Raw genomic sequence first — 14,796 nt, 5'->3', positions numbered from 1 at the left:
GGAGTACGCCCAGCAGCACACCGAGCGGCGGACGGCGGGCGGTACGGCGTCCTCGGCGCGGCACACCGGCCGTACGCCGGTCCCGCGGCCGCCGGGGCAGCGCACTCCCGCACCGCGCACTCCAGCGCCCCGCACGCCCGCGGGACGCCGGCCCGGCGGGCCCGACCGGCGGCTGCTGCGGCAGCGCCTCATCGTCTTCGTCATCGTGACGCTGCTGGCCGCGGCCTGTATCGCGGTCGCGCAGGGCGCCTGGCCGCGCTGACCCCTCTCCCGAAGCCACCCGCTCTGCTGCGGGGTCTGGCGTCGGCACCCTCACATCGACTACGTTACCAAGCGCTTGCTTAGTCGCGATGAGATGGATGAGCGGGAAGGACGTGGCGTATGACGACCGAACCGGCGGGCACCCCCGACGAGGAGGGCCTGCGTCACCGCGTGCGGGCGCTGCTCTCCGCGCACGACCCCGCCTCCACCGACCGCCTCGCGTTCCTGCGGGCCCGGTTCGACGCGGGCCTGGCCTGGGTGCACTACCCCCAGGGCCTGGGCGGCCTCGGCGCCCGCCGCTCCCTGCAAGGGGTCGTGGACGCCGAGCTGGCGGCGGCCGGAGCGCCCGAGAACGATCCGCGCCGGATCGGCATCGGCCTGGGCATGGCCGCCCCGACCGTCCTGACCTTCGGCACCGACGAGCAGAAGGCCCGCTTCCTGCGGCCGCTGTGGACCGGTGAGGAGGTCTGGTGCCAGCTCTTCAGCGAGCCGGGCGCCGGCTCTGACCTGGCCTCGCTCGGCACCCGCGCGGTACGGGACGGCGACGACTGGGTGGTGACGGGCCAGAAGGTCTGGACGTCCAACGCGCACAACGCGCGCTGGGCCATCCTCATCGCCCGCACCGACCCCGACCTGCCCAAGCACCGCGGGATCACGTACTTCGTCTGCGACATGACCGATCCCGGTGTCGAGGTCCGCCCGCTGCGGCAGATCACCGGTGAGGCCGAGTTCAACGAGGTCTTCCTGACCGGCGTCCGGATCCCGGACGCGCACCGGCTCGGGGCCGTCGGCGACGGCTGGCGGGTCGCGCAGACCACCCTCATGAACGAGCGGGTCGCGATCGGCGGCGCCTCCATCCCGCGCGAGGGCGGGATGATCGGCACGGTCGCCGCCACCTGGCGCGAACGGCCCGAGCTGCGCACCCCGGACCTGCACGACCGGCTGCTGCGCCTGTGGGTGGACTCCGAGGTCTCCCGGCTCACCGCGGAACGGGTCCGCCAGCAGCTCGCCGCCGGTGCTCCCGGCCCCGAGGGCTCCGGGCTGAAGCTCGCCTTCGCCCGGCTCAACCAGCAGATCAGCGGCCTGGAGGTGGAACTCCTCGGCGAGGACGGACTGCGCTACGGCGACTGGACGATGACCCGCCCGGAGACCGTCGACTTCTTCGGCCGGGACGCGGGCTACCGCTATCTGCGCGCCAAGGGCAACTCGATCGAGGGCGGCACCTCCGAGATCCTGCGCAACATCGTCTCCGAGCGGGTGCTCGGCCTGCCGTCCGAGCCCCGCACCGACAAGGACGCCGCCTGGAAGGACCTTCCCCGATGAACCAGCCGTCGTCGCAGCCCGCGACCCCCGATCTGCTGTACTCCGACGTCGAGGACGATCTGCGGTCCGCCGTTCGCGGTCTGCTGGCGGACCGCTGCCCGCCGACCGCGGTGCTGGCCCGGATCGAGAGCGGCACCCCGTACGACCTGGACCTGTGGCGCACGCTGGCCGCGGAGATCGGCATCGCGGGGCTGCTCGTACCGGAAGAGCTCGGCGGCCAGGGGGCGTCCGCCCGTGAGGCCGCGGTGGTGCTGGAGGAACTCGGCGGCGCGGTCGCGCCGGTGCCGTTCCTCGGCAGCGCGGTGCTCGCCACCTCGGCGCTGCTGGCCGCGCCCGCGGCGGCGGGTCCGCTGCTGAAGCGGCTCGCCTCCGGCGAGGCCACCGCGGCGCTGGCCGTACCGCTGCCCACGGCGCCCGGCGCCGCGTTCCCGGGGAGTGTTCGTGTTGCGGCCGACGGCACGCTGAGCGGCCGGATCACCGGCGTCGCCGACGCGTCTGCCGCGGACGTGCTCGTCGTGCCGGCGGTCGGCCCCGACGGGCCGGGCCTCTACGAGATCGCCGCCGACGCCGCCGGGGTCTCCATCGACGTGCCGGTCTCGCTCGACCTGACGCGGCCGATCGCCGACCTCACCCTGGACGCGGTCGCCGCCCGGCTGCTCGTCGGTCCCGACTCGGCCGCCGATGCGCTGCGCGCCGCGTTGCTCGCCGGGGCCGGTCTGCTCGCCTCCGAGCAGTTGGGCATCGCCCAGTGGTGCCTCGACGAGACCGTGCGCTACCTGGGCGAGCGGCATCAGTTCGGCCGTCCCGTCGGATCCTTCCAGTCCCTCAAGCACCGGCTGGCGGACCTCTGGCTGGAGGTCGTCTCGGCCCGCGCCGCCGCGCGCAACGCAGCCGACGCGCTGGCGTCCGGCAGCCCTGACGCGGCCGTCGCGGTGGCCGTCGCCCAGGCGCACTGCGCCACGACCGCCGTGCACGCGGCGGAGGAGTGCGTCCAGCTGCACGGCGGTATCGGCATGACGTGGGAGCACCCCGCCCACCTCTACCTCAAGCGCGCCAAGGCCGACGAGATCGCCCTGGGCACGCCGGGGCGCCACCGGGCGGCTCTCGCCGAGTTGGTGGGTCTCCCGGCCTGAGTCCCGGGTGGTGACCGGCCGTCAGTCGGTGGGACGGCCGGGCGCCTCCGGCTGACGGGCGCCCCCGGCTCGCGGGTGGAGGTGTCATCGCGCCTGCTGCCCGGCGACGGCGGCGCCCTGTCGTGGGTGGGTCGGGGCCGTGACGGGGCACCTCCTCGGCGCTCGAACCCGCGGGCCGTCCGCACAGTGACGGTGGTGGATTCTCGTCGCCTGCGGCGGCACCCCGCCACGTCCCCTTGGGTCGGACGGGCGCTTCTCAGTCCTGGGGGCGGCCGGACGCCACCGCGTAGAAGGCGACGGCCGCCGCGGCGCCGACGTTCAGGGAGTCGACGCCGTGGGCCATCGGGATGCGGACCCATTCGTCGGCGGCGACGAGGGCCTGGGTGGACAGACCGTCGCCCTCCGCGCCGAGGAGCAGGGCGACCCGTTCCAGCCGGTGCGGAGCGGCCTCGTCGATGTCGGTGGCCTTGTCGGCCGGGGTGAGGGCGAGCAGCTTGAAGCCGGCCGCGCGCACCGTCTCCAGGTCGCGGGGCCAGCTGTCGAGGCGGGCGTAGGGCACCGAGAAGACCGCGCCCATCGAGACCTTGACGGAGCGTCGGTAGAGCGGGTCGGCGCAGTCCGGGGAGAGCAGCACGGCGTCCATGCCGAGCGCCGCGGCGCTGCGGAAGATGGCGCCGATGTTGGTGTGGTCGTTGACGGATTCCATGACGACGATGCGGCGCGCGGTCCCCAGCAGGTCGTCCGCCTCCGGCAGCGGCTTGCGGCCCATGGAGGCGAGCGCGCCGCGGTGCACGTGGTAGCCGGTGACCTGCTCGGCGAGCTCCGGGCTCACCGCGTACACCGGCGCCGGCACCTCGTCGATGACGTCGCGCATGACGTCGACCCACTTGGCCGACAGGAGCATGGACCGCATGCGGTACCCGGCGTGCCGGGCGCGCCGGATCACCTTCTCGCCCTCCGCGATGAACAGCCCTTCGGCGGGCTCGCGGCGGCGCCGCAGCTCGACGTCGGTCAGGGCCACGTAGTCGTGAAGGCGCGGGTCGTCCGGGTCGTCGATCGTGATGAGCTCAGCCACAGGCTGATACTGCCCTGTCCCGCGGCACATGCCAACGCCGGGGTGGTTACCTGGCCGGTACCCGCCGGGCGCTGCCTACCCCTGGACGGCGCGGCCGACGGTGACGACGTCGCCGATGACGATGACGGCCGGCGGCCGGATCTCCGCGTCGGCGACGACCTGGGCGACGGTCGCCAGGGTGCCGTCCACACGCCGCTGCGCGGCCATGGTGCCCTCCTGGATGACGGCGACCGGGGTGTCGGCGGAACGGCCGTGCTGGACGAGCGCGGCGGCGATGGCACCGATCCGTTCGACGGCCATGAGCAGCACGAGCGTGCCGCGCAGCTTCGCGAGCGCCGGCCAGTCGACGAGGGAGCGCGGGTCCTCGGGGGCGACATGGCCGCTGACGACCGTGAACTCGTGCGCGACGCCCCGGTGGGTGACCGGGATGCCGGCGGCGCCGGGCACGCTGATGGAGCTGGAGATGCCGGGCACGACGGTGCAGGCGATGCCCGCCTCGGCGAGCGCCTCGGCCTCCTCCATGCCGCGCCCGAAGACGAACGGGTCGCCGCCCTTGAGCCGGACCACGGCCTTGCCGGCCCTGGCGTGCTCGATGAGCGCGTTGTTGATCGCCTCCTGGGCCATGAACCGGCCGTAGGGGATCTTCGCGGCGTCGATCACCTCGACGTGCGGCGGGAGTTCGTCCAGCAGGTCGCGGGGGCCGAGCCGGTCGGCGATGACCACGTCGGCCTCGGCGAGCAGCCGCCGGCCGCGCACCGTGATCAGGTCCGGGTCGCCGGGGCCGCCGCCGACGAGCGCCACGCCGGGGGTCCGCTCGCGGTGCCGGGGAGCGACCAGCGTGCCGTCCCGCAGCCCTTCGACGACCGCGTCGCGGACGGCCGCGGAGCGGCGCGGGTCGCGCCCGGTGAGGACGGCGACGGTCACCCCTTTGCTGCGTCCGGTGGCGGGGGTCCACGCGGTGGCGGCCTCGGCGTCGTCGCTGCGCACGCACCAGACGCGGCGGGCCTCGGCCTCCGCGGACGCGGCGGCGTTGGCCGCCGTGTCGGTGGTGGCGATCAGCGCGTACCAGGCGTCCGCGAGGTCGCCCTCCTGGTACGGACGGCGTTCCCAGCGCAGCTCGCCCGCGTCGGCCATCGCCTCGACGGACGGGGTCGCCGTCGGCGAGACGAGCACGATGTCGGCGCCCGCCGACACGAGCGCCGGCAGCCTGCGCTGCGCGACGGTACCGCCGCCGAGCACGACCACCCGCCGTCCGGACAGCCGCAACCCGACGGGATAGGCGGGAGCGTCGTTGCGGTCGTCGGCCATGGCTGTACGGCTCCTTGTGGCGAAGTTGCTGCCGCTGCTCCCTTGGAGCGGCTGTGGTGCGCGCGGGGCCGGGCCCCTGCTGCCAACCCTACGGTCGGATGCGCCCGGGCCGCAGCGCGCAAGATCACACCTGCGCGCGGCGACGCCGGGCGGCCGCACCCGGCGCGCCCGGCGTTCGCTGCTGACGTCATGGGCGTCAGCCCTTCTCGGTGACTCCCGCGGAGTCGAACGTCGCGACCTCGTGCATGACGCGCGCAGCGCTCTGCACCAGCGGCAGCGCCAGCAGTGCGCCGGTGCCCTCGCCGAGTCGCAGATCGAGGTCGATCAGCGGTCGCAGGCCCAGCTTGGTGAGGGCCGCGACATGGCCCGGCTCGGCGCTGCGGTGGCCGGCGATGCAGGCGGCCAGCACCTCGGGGGCGATGGCGCGGGCGACCAGCGCGGCGGCGCCGGCGCTGACGCCGTCCAGGATCACCGGTGTGCGCAGCGCCGCGGCGCCGAGCAGCAGGCCGACCATGGCGGCGTGCTCCAGGCCGCCGATCGCCTCGAGTACGCCGATCGGGTCGGCCGGGTCCGGGCGGTGCAGATCCAGCGCACGGCGGACGACGTCGATCTTGCGGGCGTGCATCTCGTCGTTGATGCCGGTGCCGCGACCGGTCACCTCGGCCGGGTCCTGGCCGGTGTAGACCGAGATGAGTGCGGCGGAGGTGGTGGTGTTGGCGATGCCCATCTCGCCGGTGAGCAGCGCCTTGTTGCCGGCCGCGACCAGGTCGCGGGCGGTCTCGATGCCGACCTCGATGGCGCGCAGCACCTCATCGCGGGTCATCGCGGGACCGGCGGTGAAGTCCGCGGTGCCGTACCGGACCTTGCGGGGCAGCAGCCCGGGGGTGCTGGGGAGTTCCGACGCGACGCCGACGTCGATGACGCAGACTTCGGCGCCGACCTGGTTGGCGAACGCGTTGCAGACCGCGCCGCCGCCGAGGAAGTTGGCGACCATCTGGGCGGTCACCTCCTGCGGCCAGGACGTGACGCCCTGGGCGTGCACCCCGTGGTCACCGGCGAAGATCGCGACGGCCGCGGGCTCCGGGATCGGCGGCGGGCACTGCCGGGACAGGCCGCTGAGCTGCGCGGAGATGATCTCCAGCATGCCGAGCGCGCCGGCCGGCTTGGTCATCCGCTTCTGCCGCTCCCAGGCCTCGCCGAGCGCCTTGGCGTCCAGCGGGCGGATGCCGCGGAGCGTCTCCTCCAGCAGGTCGTGCGGCTCCTCGCCGGGCAGGGCGCGGTTGCCGTACTCCTCGTCGTGGACCACCCAGGACAGCGGGCGGCGCTGGGACCAGCCGGCCTGCATCAGTTCGGGCTCTTCCGGGAACTCGTCGACGTAGCCGATACAGAGGTAGGCGACGACTTCGAGGTGCTCGGGCAGCCCCAGCTCACGGACCATCTGGCGCTCGTCGAAGAAGCTGACCCAGCCGACCCCGAGCCCTTCTGCGCGGGCGGCGAGCCACAGGTTCTCGACCGCGAGGGCGGAGGAGTAGGGGGCCATCTGCGGCTGGGTGTGCCGGCCGAGCGTGTGCCGGCCGCCACGGGTGGGGTCGGCGGTGACGACGATGTTGACCGGGGTGTCGAGGATCGCCTCGATCTTCAGCTCCCGGAACTGCTTGGCGCGGGCCTTCGGCAGCGATTTGGCGTACGCGTCGCGTTGCTCGTTGGCCAGCTCGTGCATGCGCTCGCGGGTCTTGGCGGAGCGGATGACGACGAAGTCCCAGGGCTGCGAGTGGCCGACGCTGGGGGCGGTGTGGGCCGCCTCCAGGACGCGCAGCAGCACCTCGTGCGGGATGGGGTCGTCGCGGAAGCCGTTGCGGATGTCCCGGCGTTCGCGGATCACGCGGTGGACAGCGTCACGGACGGCGGGTTCGTACCCGTCGGCGGCGGGCTGCCGCACGACCGGTACGGGTGCCTCGGCGGGCGGGGCGGCGGACTCGTCCGGCTCACCGGGGAGTTCGGCCGGGACCGGCGTACCGGGCACGGGCGGCTGCTCGGCCGGAACCGGCGCCAGGACGGCGGCGGTCAGGTCCGGGGCGGGAGCGTCCGGCACCGGAGCGTCCTGCGGTGCGGGCGGCGCCGGGGCCGCCGCTGCCGGTACGCCGATGGGCTCGGGCAGCGCGTCGGGCAGGACGTAGGGCTCCGCCGGGTGCTGGGCGGGAGCCGCCGGAGGAGTGATCGTTTCGGCAGGGACCTCGGTGACCTGCACCGGCGGCTGCGCGGCGACGACGACCGGCGGCACCTGCACGTTCACGGACGGCTGCACCGGCTCCGGTGCGACGGGAGCCACGGGTGCCACTGCTTCCACGGGTGCGACGGGCGCGACCGGTTCGGCCTGCGCTGCCGGCGCGACGGCGATCGGTGCGGCCCCGGCGTCCGGGACGGGCGTGCCCGCGTGCGGCGTTGCCGGCACTCCCTGGGCGGGGACGACCGGTGCCACGGCCTGCGGCTGGACCGCGGCGGGGTGCTCGGCCTGGACGGACGGCTGGGCCGCGACCGACTGCTCCACCGCGGCCTGCGGCTGCGGCTGGACCGGCTCGGGCGCGGGTACCGCCGCGAGGACCACGGGCGGGAGGTCCTGCTGCTGCGCCACGGGGACGGCGGGCGCCGCCGACGGCCATGCGCTGCCCTGGACGGGCGAGCCCGGCTGCGCGACGGCGGCGGGCTCGGGAGCCTCGCCGGTCTGCTGCGCGGGGATGGCTGCGGAGTCGCTGTGCGGGACGTCGAGGTACTCGGGTCCCGCGGTGGCCGGGCCGCCGGTCGCGCGCAGCGGGGCGGGCGTCTGGCCCTGGGCCGTCGCCGGTCCGCGGTCGGCCAGCGAGCGGACGGAGACACCGCTGGAAGCCGGGTCCGGCATCGGCGGACCCATGTGCAACGGCCGCCGGGGCGGCGTCGGCTGGGCGGCCGGCTCCTCGGCGGCGAACGGCTCGGCCGCCGGCTCCGGAACCTGCTCCGTGGCCTGCTGGGCCACGGGCTCCGGTTCCTGGACGGCGGCGGGGACCGCACCCTCGGGCAGCGGCTGCTCGGCCTGCGGCAGCCGGACCGTCCCGTAGTCGAGGGATCCGGAGTCGCGTCCCGCGGACTCGTGGGACGCGTGCCCCTCTCCGTTGAGGGGAGGCACGACGACCTCGGGCTGCGGCGGAACGGGCTGGGGATCGCTCCAGGAGCCCTGCAGACTGGGCATCAGGAGCAGGTCCTCGTCGTCGTCGACCGCCGGGCCGGAAGGCTCCGACTGGTCGAGGAAGGTGTACGCGGGAGCGCCGTCGCCGCTCAGCGCGTCCGTTCCCCAGTGGGGAGCGGTCGGTTGGTGAGCGGCACTGCCGGGCAGATCGGCGGGCGGCTGCGGAACCGCTTCCCCGACTGCGTTCTCCGGCAGTCCCTCGCCCGGGACCTGGCCGGTGTCAGTCATGCGTGCCCCTCGCCCATCGGTATCGCTCCTTCCAACGCCGCGCCGCGCACACTGTCCACCCGCCGGCCACAACGGCCGGAAGGCGGGGAATGCGGCGCGTCGGCACCGCGTGTGCTGCCCGGCGGCGACGGATGACCAGCAGATCGACAACGGGTCGATCCGTCAACGCACGACGACGGCACAACGATCCGCCAGCCTACCGCGCGTGCGCCGGAGGACGGTCCAAGGGTCCACAGTGCGGGCGGGCCGGCGGGCCCGCTGTCACCTGCGGTGGCCGCAGAGGGCGAAGGTGACGAGGCGTTCGCGTTCCGCCCAGCCGGAATCCAGTTCGACGGTCTGCAGCAGGGCGCGTTCGACGTCGTAGCCGCCCTCCTCCAGGGCCCGGCTGACCGCCTCCGCCTCGTCCCGGTTGCCCGCACTCGCGACGATGCGCTCGGGGCGCCGGGCGGCGCACGCCGTGACGACTTCGGCGTCTCCCCCGCCGATCCGGATGACGTCCGGCTCGGGGAGGTCCTCCAGCGCCTGCGGCGCGGTGCCGTGCACGACCTGGAGCTGGACGCCGAAGCGCCGGCCGGCCGCCGTGATCCAGTCGCAGGCGTCCTCGTCACGGTCCACCGCGATCACCGCCGCGCCGAACCGGGCGGCCTCCACGGCGAACGCCCCGTCCGCGGAGCCGATGTCCCAGACCAGGTCACCGGTGCGCGGTCCCAGCCGGGCGAGTTGGAGCGCCCGCAGCTGGTGCGAGCCGTCGCCGCCGTACTCCGAGGACGGCAGGGCCCAGCCGCGCACCGCGCCGGGGAACCCCGGGTCGCGGCCGGCGATCCAGCCGCTGCGGCCCGCGACCGCCGGGTCCGCGGAGGTGATGCCGCCGACGACCAGGACGACGTTGGGATCGCGCCAGATGTGGTCGGCGACCTTGTCCGAGGTGAGGACGCTGACCTGCTCGTGTTCGGTGCCCAGCGCCTCGCAGATGACGAAGGTGCGGTGTACGCCCTCGAGCAGCAGGGCGAGTTCCGCGGGGCCCGCGCCGGGTGCGGTCAGCACGGCGACCTTGGGGTAGGCCCGGCACACATTGACCGCGCGGCGCAGCGACCGGCTGTGCGCGACGACGACACGGGCGTCCTCCCACGGCATGCCGGCCAGCGCGAAGGCCCGTGCGACGGAGGAGACGCCGGGGACGACCTCGATCTCCAGGCCGTGCTCCGGATCGCGCAGGGCGCGCACGACGCCGAAGAAGCCCGGGTCGCCGTCGGCCAGTACCACCGCGGTGCCCCGGTGCTTGGCGATCCGGCGGGCGGCCAGTTCGATGCTGCCGAGCACGATCCGCTCGGCGGCCGCCGGTACGTACGGCAGGTCCAGATGACGGCGGGTACCGGCCACCAGGGTGGCTGCGGCGAGCGCCGACAGCGCGGCATCGGACGGCGGCGAGCCGTCCCACCCGATCACGGTGACCCGGTCGGCCATGTCGTCAGTCTCCTGGGCGTGGTCGCGGTCGGTGTCCGGGCGTGGCGCGCTCCCCCGGGAAAGCACAGTACCCCGGGGCCCGATCTTGACCGGACGACGGCGCCGACGGCGCCTGCAGGGTCGTTACTCCCAGTCGGCGAAGGCCACGTACCCCTCGTCCCCCGAGCCCCGGCCGCGCGGTACGTCCAGGTCCTCCGGGAGCAGGCTCCACACGATCAGGTCGGTCCTCATCTCCGCCCACCGGCCGCCCGGGTCCTCCTCCGGCCGGCTGCGCACTATGCCGGCGTTGCGCAGCACGCCCTCGCTGATGCAGCCGATCTTCTGGGCGACCTGCTGGGAGGCGGTGTTGTCGGCGGCGATCCGCAGTTCGAGGCGCTCGAACTTCTGGTCGTCGAAGAGCCACTGCGTGACGGCGAGCACCGACTCGGAGGCGTATCCCTCACCGCGCGCCCAGGGGGCGGTCATGTAGCCGATCTCACTGCTGCGGATGCGCCAGTCGGTGTTCTGCAGATGGACGGTGCCGACCAGCCGCTGGGTGAGGAACTCGGTGACGGCGAAGACGATGCCGCGGCCCTCGGTGCGTTCCGCGGGGGCGATCCGGGTGGCGAAGGCGCGGGCGTCGTCCTCGGTGTACGGCTGGGCGACGGAGGTCCAGGCGGTGACCAGCTCATCGTTCATCATCTCCGCGAGGGCGGGGATGTCGGCTTCCTCGTAGGGGCGCAGCACCAGCCGCTCCGTACTGATGGAGATGTCCGGAAAGGTGGAGGTCATTCGCTGCTCCGTAACCAGGGCATGTGTGGAGAGCACAGCATGCAGCATCGGCCGCGACATTCGCAGAGCGGGCTCGCAGAACGGTTCACGGGAGGGGTGATCCGTGAACGCCCTTCCAGGGTAGGCCGTATGACGGCCGGGGCGGGTATCGGCTGCCGCCGTCCGACCCTGCTAGCGTCTGGCCGCGTGACGTTGCACCACGCAGCAGGAGTCGGATCCCAGCGGGCCGCGGGCTTGTACGAGCGCTCCCGCCCCTCGTACCCCATGGCCGCGCTCGCCGCGCTGGCGGACGCCCTGCCGCTGCAGGCGGGGCGGACGGCGGTCGATCTCGGGGCGGGCACGGGCAAGTTCACCCGGCTGCTGGCGCTGACCGGGGCCGAGGTGCTGGCCGTGGAGCCGGTGCCGGAGATGCGCGAACGGCTGGCCGCACTGCTGCCCGGCGTGGTGGTGACGGCGGGCACGGCGGAGGCGACGGGGCTGCCGGACGGCTGCGCGGACGCGGTGGTGGCGGCGCAGTCCTGGCACTGGTTCCAGGAGACGGACGCGCTCGACGAGGTGGAGCGGCTGCTGCGGCCGGGCGGCGCGCTCGCCCTGGTGTGGAACACGTACGACACCTCGGTGCCGTGGGTGCGCGACTTCCAGGACATCTTCTTCCGGCTGGCGCCGCGCGATCTGCCGAGCCCGCCGCTGGCCTCCGGCATCGGGGATCCCGACAACCGGTGGCGCAGGTCCTTCGAGGGGCGGCCGGGCTGGGGCCGGGTGCACGAGCGGCACTGGCCCAACCCGCATTCGACGACCGTCGAGGACGTCGTCGAGCGGATGATGTCGTCCAGCCACATCGCGGTGCTGGACGCGGCCGAGCAGGAGCGGGTGCGGGCCGATCTGGAGTCGCTGCTCGGCGCGCACGAGCCGACCCGGCGCGGCGGCGACATCGAGATGCCGTACATGACGGACGTGTACTGGGTGCGGCGCCGGTAACGGGCCACGACGCACCGCACCCCGGCCGCCTGGTCGGGCGGCCGGGGTGCGGAGGCGCGGATGTCAGGCGGCGGGCTTGCCGAACGCCGGGACGACCGAGCCGTGGTACTTGGTCTCGATGAACTTCTTGACCTCAGGGGAGTTGAGCAGCTTGACGAGCTTCACGACCCGCGGGTCGTTCTGCTTGCCGTCCTTGACCGCCAGGAAGTTGGCGTAAGGGTTGCCCTCGGCCTTCTCCAGGGCGAGCGTGCCCTTGGCCGGGTCGAGCTTGGCACCGAGCGCCACATTGCCGTTGATGACGGCGGCGGCCACGTCGGGCAGCTGGCTGGGCAGCAGCTCCGCCTTCGCGTCCTTGAACTTCAGGCCCTTGCTGTCGGCGATGTCCTGCAGGCTGGCGTTGGCGCCGACGCCGGGCTTGAGCGTGATCAGGCCCTTGGAGGCGATCAGCTGCAGCGCGCGGCCCTGGTTGGTCGTGTCGCTGGGCACGGCGATGGTGTCGCCGGCCTTGATCTCGGCGAGCGTCTTCGCCTTGCCCGGGTAGAGGCCGAGCGGTTCGAGCTCGACGTTCACGACCGGGACGATGTGCGTCTTGTTCTTGGCGTTGAAGTCGTCGAGGTACGGCTTGTGCTGGAAGAAGTTGGCGCCGACCTCGCCGTTCTCGGTGGCGGTGTTCGGTATGACGTAGTCGTCGAACTCCTTCACCTCCAGCTTCAGTCCGGCCTTCTCCGCCAGGTTGTCCTTGACGAACTTCAGGATGTCGGCGTGCGGCACGGGGCTCGCGGCGACGACCAGCGCGTCGTTCTCGCCGTCCTTCTGGGTCGGGTTGGAGGCGCAGGCGCTCAGGCCCAGAGCGAGGGCTCCGGCGGCCAGCACAGCAGTGGTGATCCTGGTGGTGTTACGCACGAAAAGTGCCTCTTTCTCAGTGGATGGTACGAGCCGGAGGGAGCCCGGCGGGTCAGGAGGTCTCAGTGGTCTCCGCGACGCGGGCGGCGCGCAGCAGACGGAGTCCGGGGGCGCCGGAGGTCCGGGCGCCCCGGCGGGCCAGCGCCCGGGCGGTCAGGTCGCCGGCCAGCTGGACGACGGTGACCAGCGCGATCAGCAGCACGATCGTGGCGATCATGACCTTGTTCTCGAACCGCTGGTAGCCGTAGGTCCACGCGAGGTTGCCCAGGCCGCCGGCGGAGATCGTGCCGGCCATGGCCGAGTAGCCGACGAGGGCGATCACGGTGGTGGTGAGTCCGGAGACCAGCGACGGCAGCGACTCGGGCAGCAGCGCCTTGACGACCACGGTGCGGGTGTTGCCGCCCATCGCGTGGACCGCCTCGACGAGCCCGGGGTCGACCTCGCGGATCGAGGTCTCCACGAGCCGCGCGAAGAACGGGATCGCACCGACGGACAGCATGACGACGGCGGCGTTGAGCCCGAACGCGGCGCCGACGAGCCAGCGCGTGAACGGGATCAGCGCGACCATCAGGATGATGAACGGCAGCGACCGCGTGATGTTCACGACGACGCCGATGACCTTGTTCAGCACCACGTTCTGCAGCAGGCCGCCCCGGCTGGTGAGAACCAGGAGCACGCCGAGCGGCAGGCCGATCGCGGCCGTGATCACGGTGGACCAGCCCACCATGTAGAGGGTTTCCCAACAGGCCGTCGTGAGCAGCGGCTGTATTTCGGCCCAGGTCATTTCACGGTCTCCTTCACGCGTGCGGCGGCGGTCCGTGCCACCTCGACCTGGATGCCCTGCTCGCGCAGGAAGCCGATCGGTACGACGTTGTCCTCGAAAGGACCGGGCAGTTCGATCCGCATCCGGCCGATCTGCCGGCCGGAGATGGTCTCCATGGCCGCGCCCAGGATCGACACGTCCACGTTGTAGGTGCGCGCCAGCTGGGAGATGACCGGCTCGGTCGCGCTCTCGCCGTGGAAGGTGAGGTCGATGACCGTGCGGTCCGGTCCTGACGGCTCACCGCCGACCGGGAACAGCTCGTGCGCGAGCTCGGAGCCCGGGGTGGCGAGCAGCTCGGCGACGGTGCCGGACTCCACGACCCTGCCGTTCTTCATCAGCGCGGCCGAATCGCAGATCGCCTTGACGACGTCCATCTCGTGCGTGATGAGCAGAACGGTCAGCCCCAGCTGCTGGTTGAGGTCGCGCAGCAGCTGGAGGATGGAGCGGGTGGTCTCCGGGTCGAGCGCCGAGGTGGCCTCGTCGGAGAGCAGCACCTTGGGGTCGCCGGCCAGCGCGCGGGCGATGCCGACGCGCTGCTTCTGACCGCCGGACAGCTGCGCGGGGTAGGCGCGGGCCTTGTCGGCGAGACCGACCAGGTCCAGGAGTTCGAGGGCCTTGCGGGAGCGCTCCTTGCCGGAGATGCCGAGGATCTCCAGCGGCAGCTCGACGTTGCCCTGCACGGTGCGCGAGGCCAGCAGGTTGAAGTGCTGGAAGACCATGCCGATGCCGCTGCGGGCGGCGCGCAGCGCGGCTCCCGCCCGGTCGGTCCGGCCGCCGAGCGCGGTCAGGTCCTGCCCGGCGACCTCGACGGTGCCGGAGGTGGGGCGCTCGAGGAGGTTGACACAGCGGATGAGGGTGGACTTGCCGGCGCCGCTCTGTCCGACGACGCCGTAGACCTCGCCCTCGCGGACGTGCAGATCGACGCCGTCCAGGGCGGTGATCTCGCGGTCACGCGAGGGGTAGACCTTTCTCAGGTCCGTGGTGGTGATCACAGGGGTATCCGTCACTGTCGAGTGCGCGGCAGACATAGCGCCGCACAGGGGGCATTCTTCTCGGATCGCGGCACGGATCGGCCCGTCAGGGGCCAAGCGGGGATCAGCGGCAGGAAGAGGAAGTCGCTGGAACCACGGAATGTCGTGACGCGGGGCTGAGCCCTCGGCTAGTCACACATTCGACACATACAACGAACACCGGGCGTGGTCGCCTCGGTCGCGCGGCAGCGGCTGTTCGTCGTGGTCATGAGATCCAGTAAAGCAGACCCGCCGGTCGCGTCCCGCATTCCGGGCAGGCCGTTCACTATGCGGACAGC

General features: G+C 73.3%; 11 protein-coding genes and 1 pseudogene. 4 read left to right on the top strand and 8 right to left on the bottom strand.

Annotated features, from left to right (window positions below; all coding sequences use genetic code 11):
* The 3 genes and pseudogenes from G3I60_RS33830 to G3I60_RS33820 form a co-directional block, all read left to right on the top strand.
* Positions 1–262, top strand: a pseudogene (locus tag G3I60_RS33830) (serine/threonine protein kinase); the annotation flags it as partial.
* Positions 263–381: 119 nt separating this feature from the next.
* Positions 382–1,584, top strand: coding sequence for an acyl-CoA dehydrogenase family protein (locus G3I60_RS33825; protein ID WP_138352667.1), 1,203 nt, complete (start codon positions 382–384; stop codon positions 1,582–1,584).
* The gene (locus G3I60_RS33820; RefSeq protein WP_164608110.1) at positions 1,581–2,717 is read left to right on the top strand and encodes an acyl-CoA dehydrogenase family protein; all 1,137 of its coding nucleotides are present in this window, start codon (positions 1,581–1,583) and stop codon (positions 2,715–2,717) included. The genes G3I60_RS33825 and G3I60_RS33820 overlap by 4 nt, the downstream gene beginning before the upstream one ends.
* Positions 2,718–2,973: 256 nt before the next feature.
* On the opposite strand, the gene G3I60_RS33815 is transcribed toward G3I60_RS33820, so the two are convergent.
* The 5 genes from G3I60_RS33815 to G3I60_RS33795 all read right to left on the bottom strand — a co-directional run bounded on the left by G3I60_RS33815 (position 2,974) and on the right by G3I60_RS33795 (position 10,783).
* Complete coding sequence (locus G3I60_RS33815) at positions 2,974–3,792, bottom strand: RNA methyltransferase (RefSeq protein ID WP_138352669.1); 819 nt, start codon at positions 3,790–3,792, stop codon at positions 2,974–2,976.
* A 75-nt stretch (positions 3,793–3,867) separates the two neighbouring features.
* Entirely contained in the window at positions 3,868–5,100 is a 1,233-nt protein-coding gene (gene cobA, locus G3I60_RS33810; protein WP_164297010.1) for a uroporphyrinogen-III C-methyltransferase, read from the bottom strand.
* Positions 5,101–5,296: 196 nt separating this feature from the next.
* A complete protein-coding gene (gene cobT, locus G3I60_RS33805) occupies positions 5,297–8,548 on the bottom strand; it encodes a nicotinate-nucleotide--dimethylbenzimidazole phosphoribosyltransferase (RefSeq protein ID WP_164608108.1) in 3,252 nt (1,083 codons plus the stop codon).
* A gap of 261 nt (positions 8,549–8,809) precedes the next feature.
* Complete coding sequence (gene cbiE, locus G3I60_RS33800; protein ID WP_138352672.1) at positions 8,810–10,012, bottom strand: precorrin-6y C5,15-methyltransferase (decarboxylating) subunit CbiE; 1,203 nt, start codon at positions 10,010–10,012, stop codon at positions 8,810–8,812.
* 123 nt (positions 10,013–10,135) lie between these two features.
* Positions 10,136–10,783, bottom strand: coding sequence for a GNAT family N-acetyltransferase (locus G3I60_RS33795; protein WP_138352673.1), 648 nt, complete (start codon positions 10,781–10,783; stop codon positions 10,136–10,138).
* Positions 10,784–10,969: 186 nt separating this feature from the next.
* On the opposite strand from G3I60_RS33795, the gene G3I60_RS33790 reads away from it, so the two are divergent.
* The gene (locus G3I60_RS33790; RefSeq protein WP_187144809.1) at positions 10,970–11,761 is read left to right on the top strand and encodes a class I SAM-dependent methyltransferase; all 792 of its coding nucleotides are present in this window, start codon (positions 10,970–10,972) and stop codon (positions 11,759–11,761) included.
* A 63-nt stretch (positions 11,762–11,824) separates the two neighbouring features.
* Here G3I60_RS33790 and G3I60_RS33785 read toward each other — a convergent pair whose 3' ends face one another.
* Genes G3I60_RS33785 through G3I60_RS33775 form a run of 3 tightly spaced genes read right to left on the bottom strand, consistent with a single transcriptional unit; the run spans position 11,825 to position 14,515 of the window.
* On the bottom strand, positions 11,825–12,664 hold the full coding sequence (locus G3I60_RS33785) for a MetQ/NlpA family ABC transporter substrate-binding protein (protein WP_138352674.1): 840 nt from the start codon (positions 12,662–12,664) through the stop codon (positions 11,825–11,827).
* A gap of 52 nt (positions 12,665–12,716) precedes the next feature.
* Entirely contained in the window at positions 12,717–13,448 is a 732-nt protein-coding gene (locus tag G3I60_RS33780; protein WP_138352675.1) for a methionine ABC transporter permease, read from the bottom strand.
* Positions 13,445–14,515: a methionine ABC transporter ATP-binding protein gene (locus G3I60_RS33775; protein ID WP_138352676.1), complete on the bottom strand. Its 1,071-nt coding sequence runs from the start codon at positions 14,513–14,515 to the stop codon at positions 13,445–13,447. Before G3I60_RS33775 ends, G3I60_RS33780 begins: the two co-directional genes overlap by 4 nt.
* Positions 14,516–14,796 lie beyond the last annotated feature (281 nt).

The sequence above is a fragment of the Streptomyces sp. SID13666 genome (assembly GCF_010548325.1).
Taxonomy (GTDB): Bacteria; Actinomycetota; Actinomycetes; order Streptomycetales; family Streptomycetaceae; genus Actinacidiphila; species Actinacidiphila fildesensis.
Note: the sequence above shows the minus strand (reverse complement) of the source record. Positions and strands in the feature narration are given on the sequence as shown.

Bases quoted from the DNA above. Each gene is read 5' to 3' on its own strand.
- G3I60_RS33825 (WP_138352667.1), top strand. From the start codon at position 382: ATGACGACCGAACCGGCGGGCACCCCCGACGAGGAGGGCCTGCGTCAC.
- cobT (WP_164608108.1), bottom strand. From the start codon at position 8,548: ATGACTGACACCGGCCAGGTCCCGGGCGAGGGACTGCCGGAGAACGCA.
- G3I60_RS33820 (WP_164608110.1), top strand. From the start codon at position 1,581: ATGAACCAGCCGTCGTCGCAGCCCGCGACCCCCGATCTGCTGTACTCC.
- G3I60_RS33795 (WP_138352673.1), bottom strand. From the start codon at position 10,783: ATGACCTCCACCTTTCCGGACATCTCCATCAGTACGGAGCGGCTGGTG.
- G3I60_RS33780 (WP_138352675.1), bottom strand. From the start codon at position 13,448: ATGACCTGGGCCGAAATACAGCCGCTGCTCACGACGGCCTGTTGGGAA.
- cobA (WP_164297010.1), bottom strand. From the start codon at position 5,100: ATGGCCGACGACCGCAACGACGCTCCCGCCTATCCCGTCGGGTTGCGG.
- cbiE (WP_138352672.1), bottom strand. From the start codon at position 10,012: ATGGCCGACCGGGTCACCGTGATCGGGTGGGACGGCTCGCCGCCGTCC.
- G3I60_RS33775 (WP_138352676.1), bottom strand. From the start codon at position 14,515: ATGTCTGCCGCGCACTCGACAGTGACGGATACCCCTGTGATCACCACC.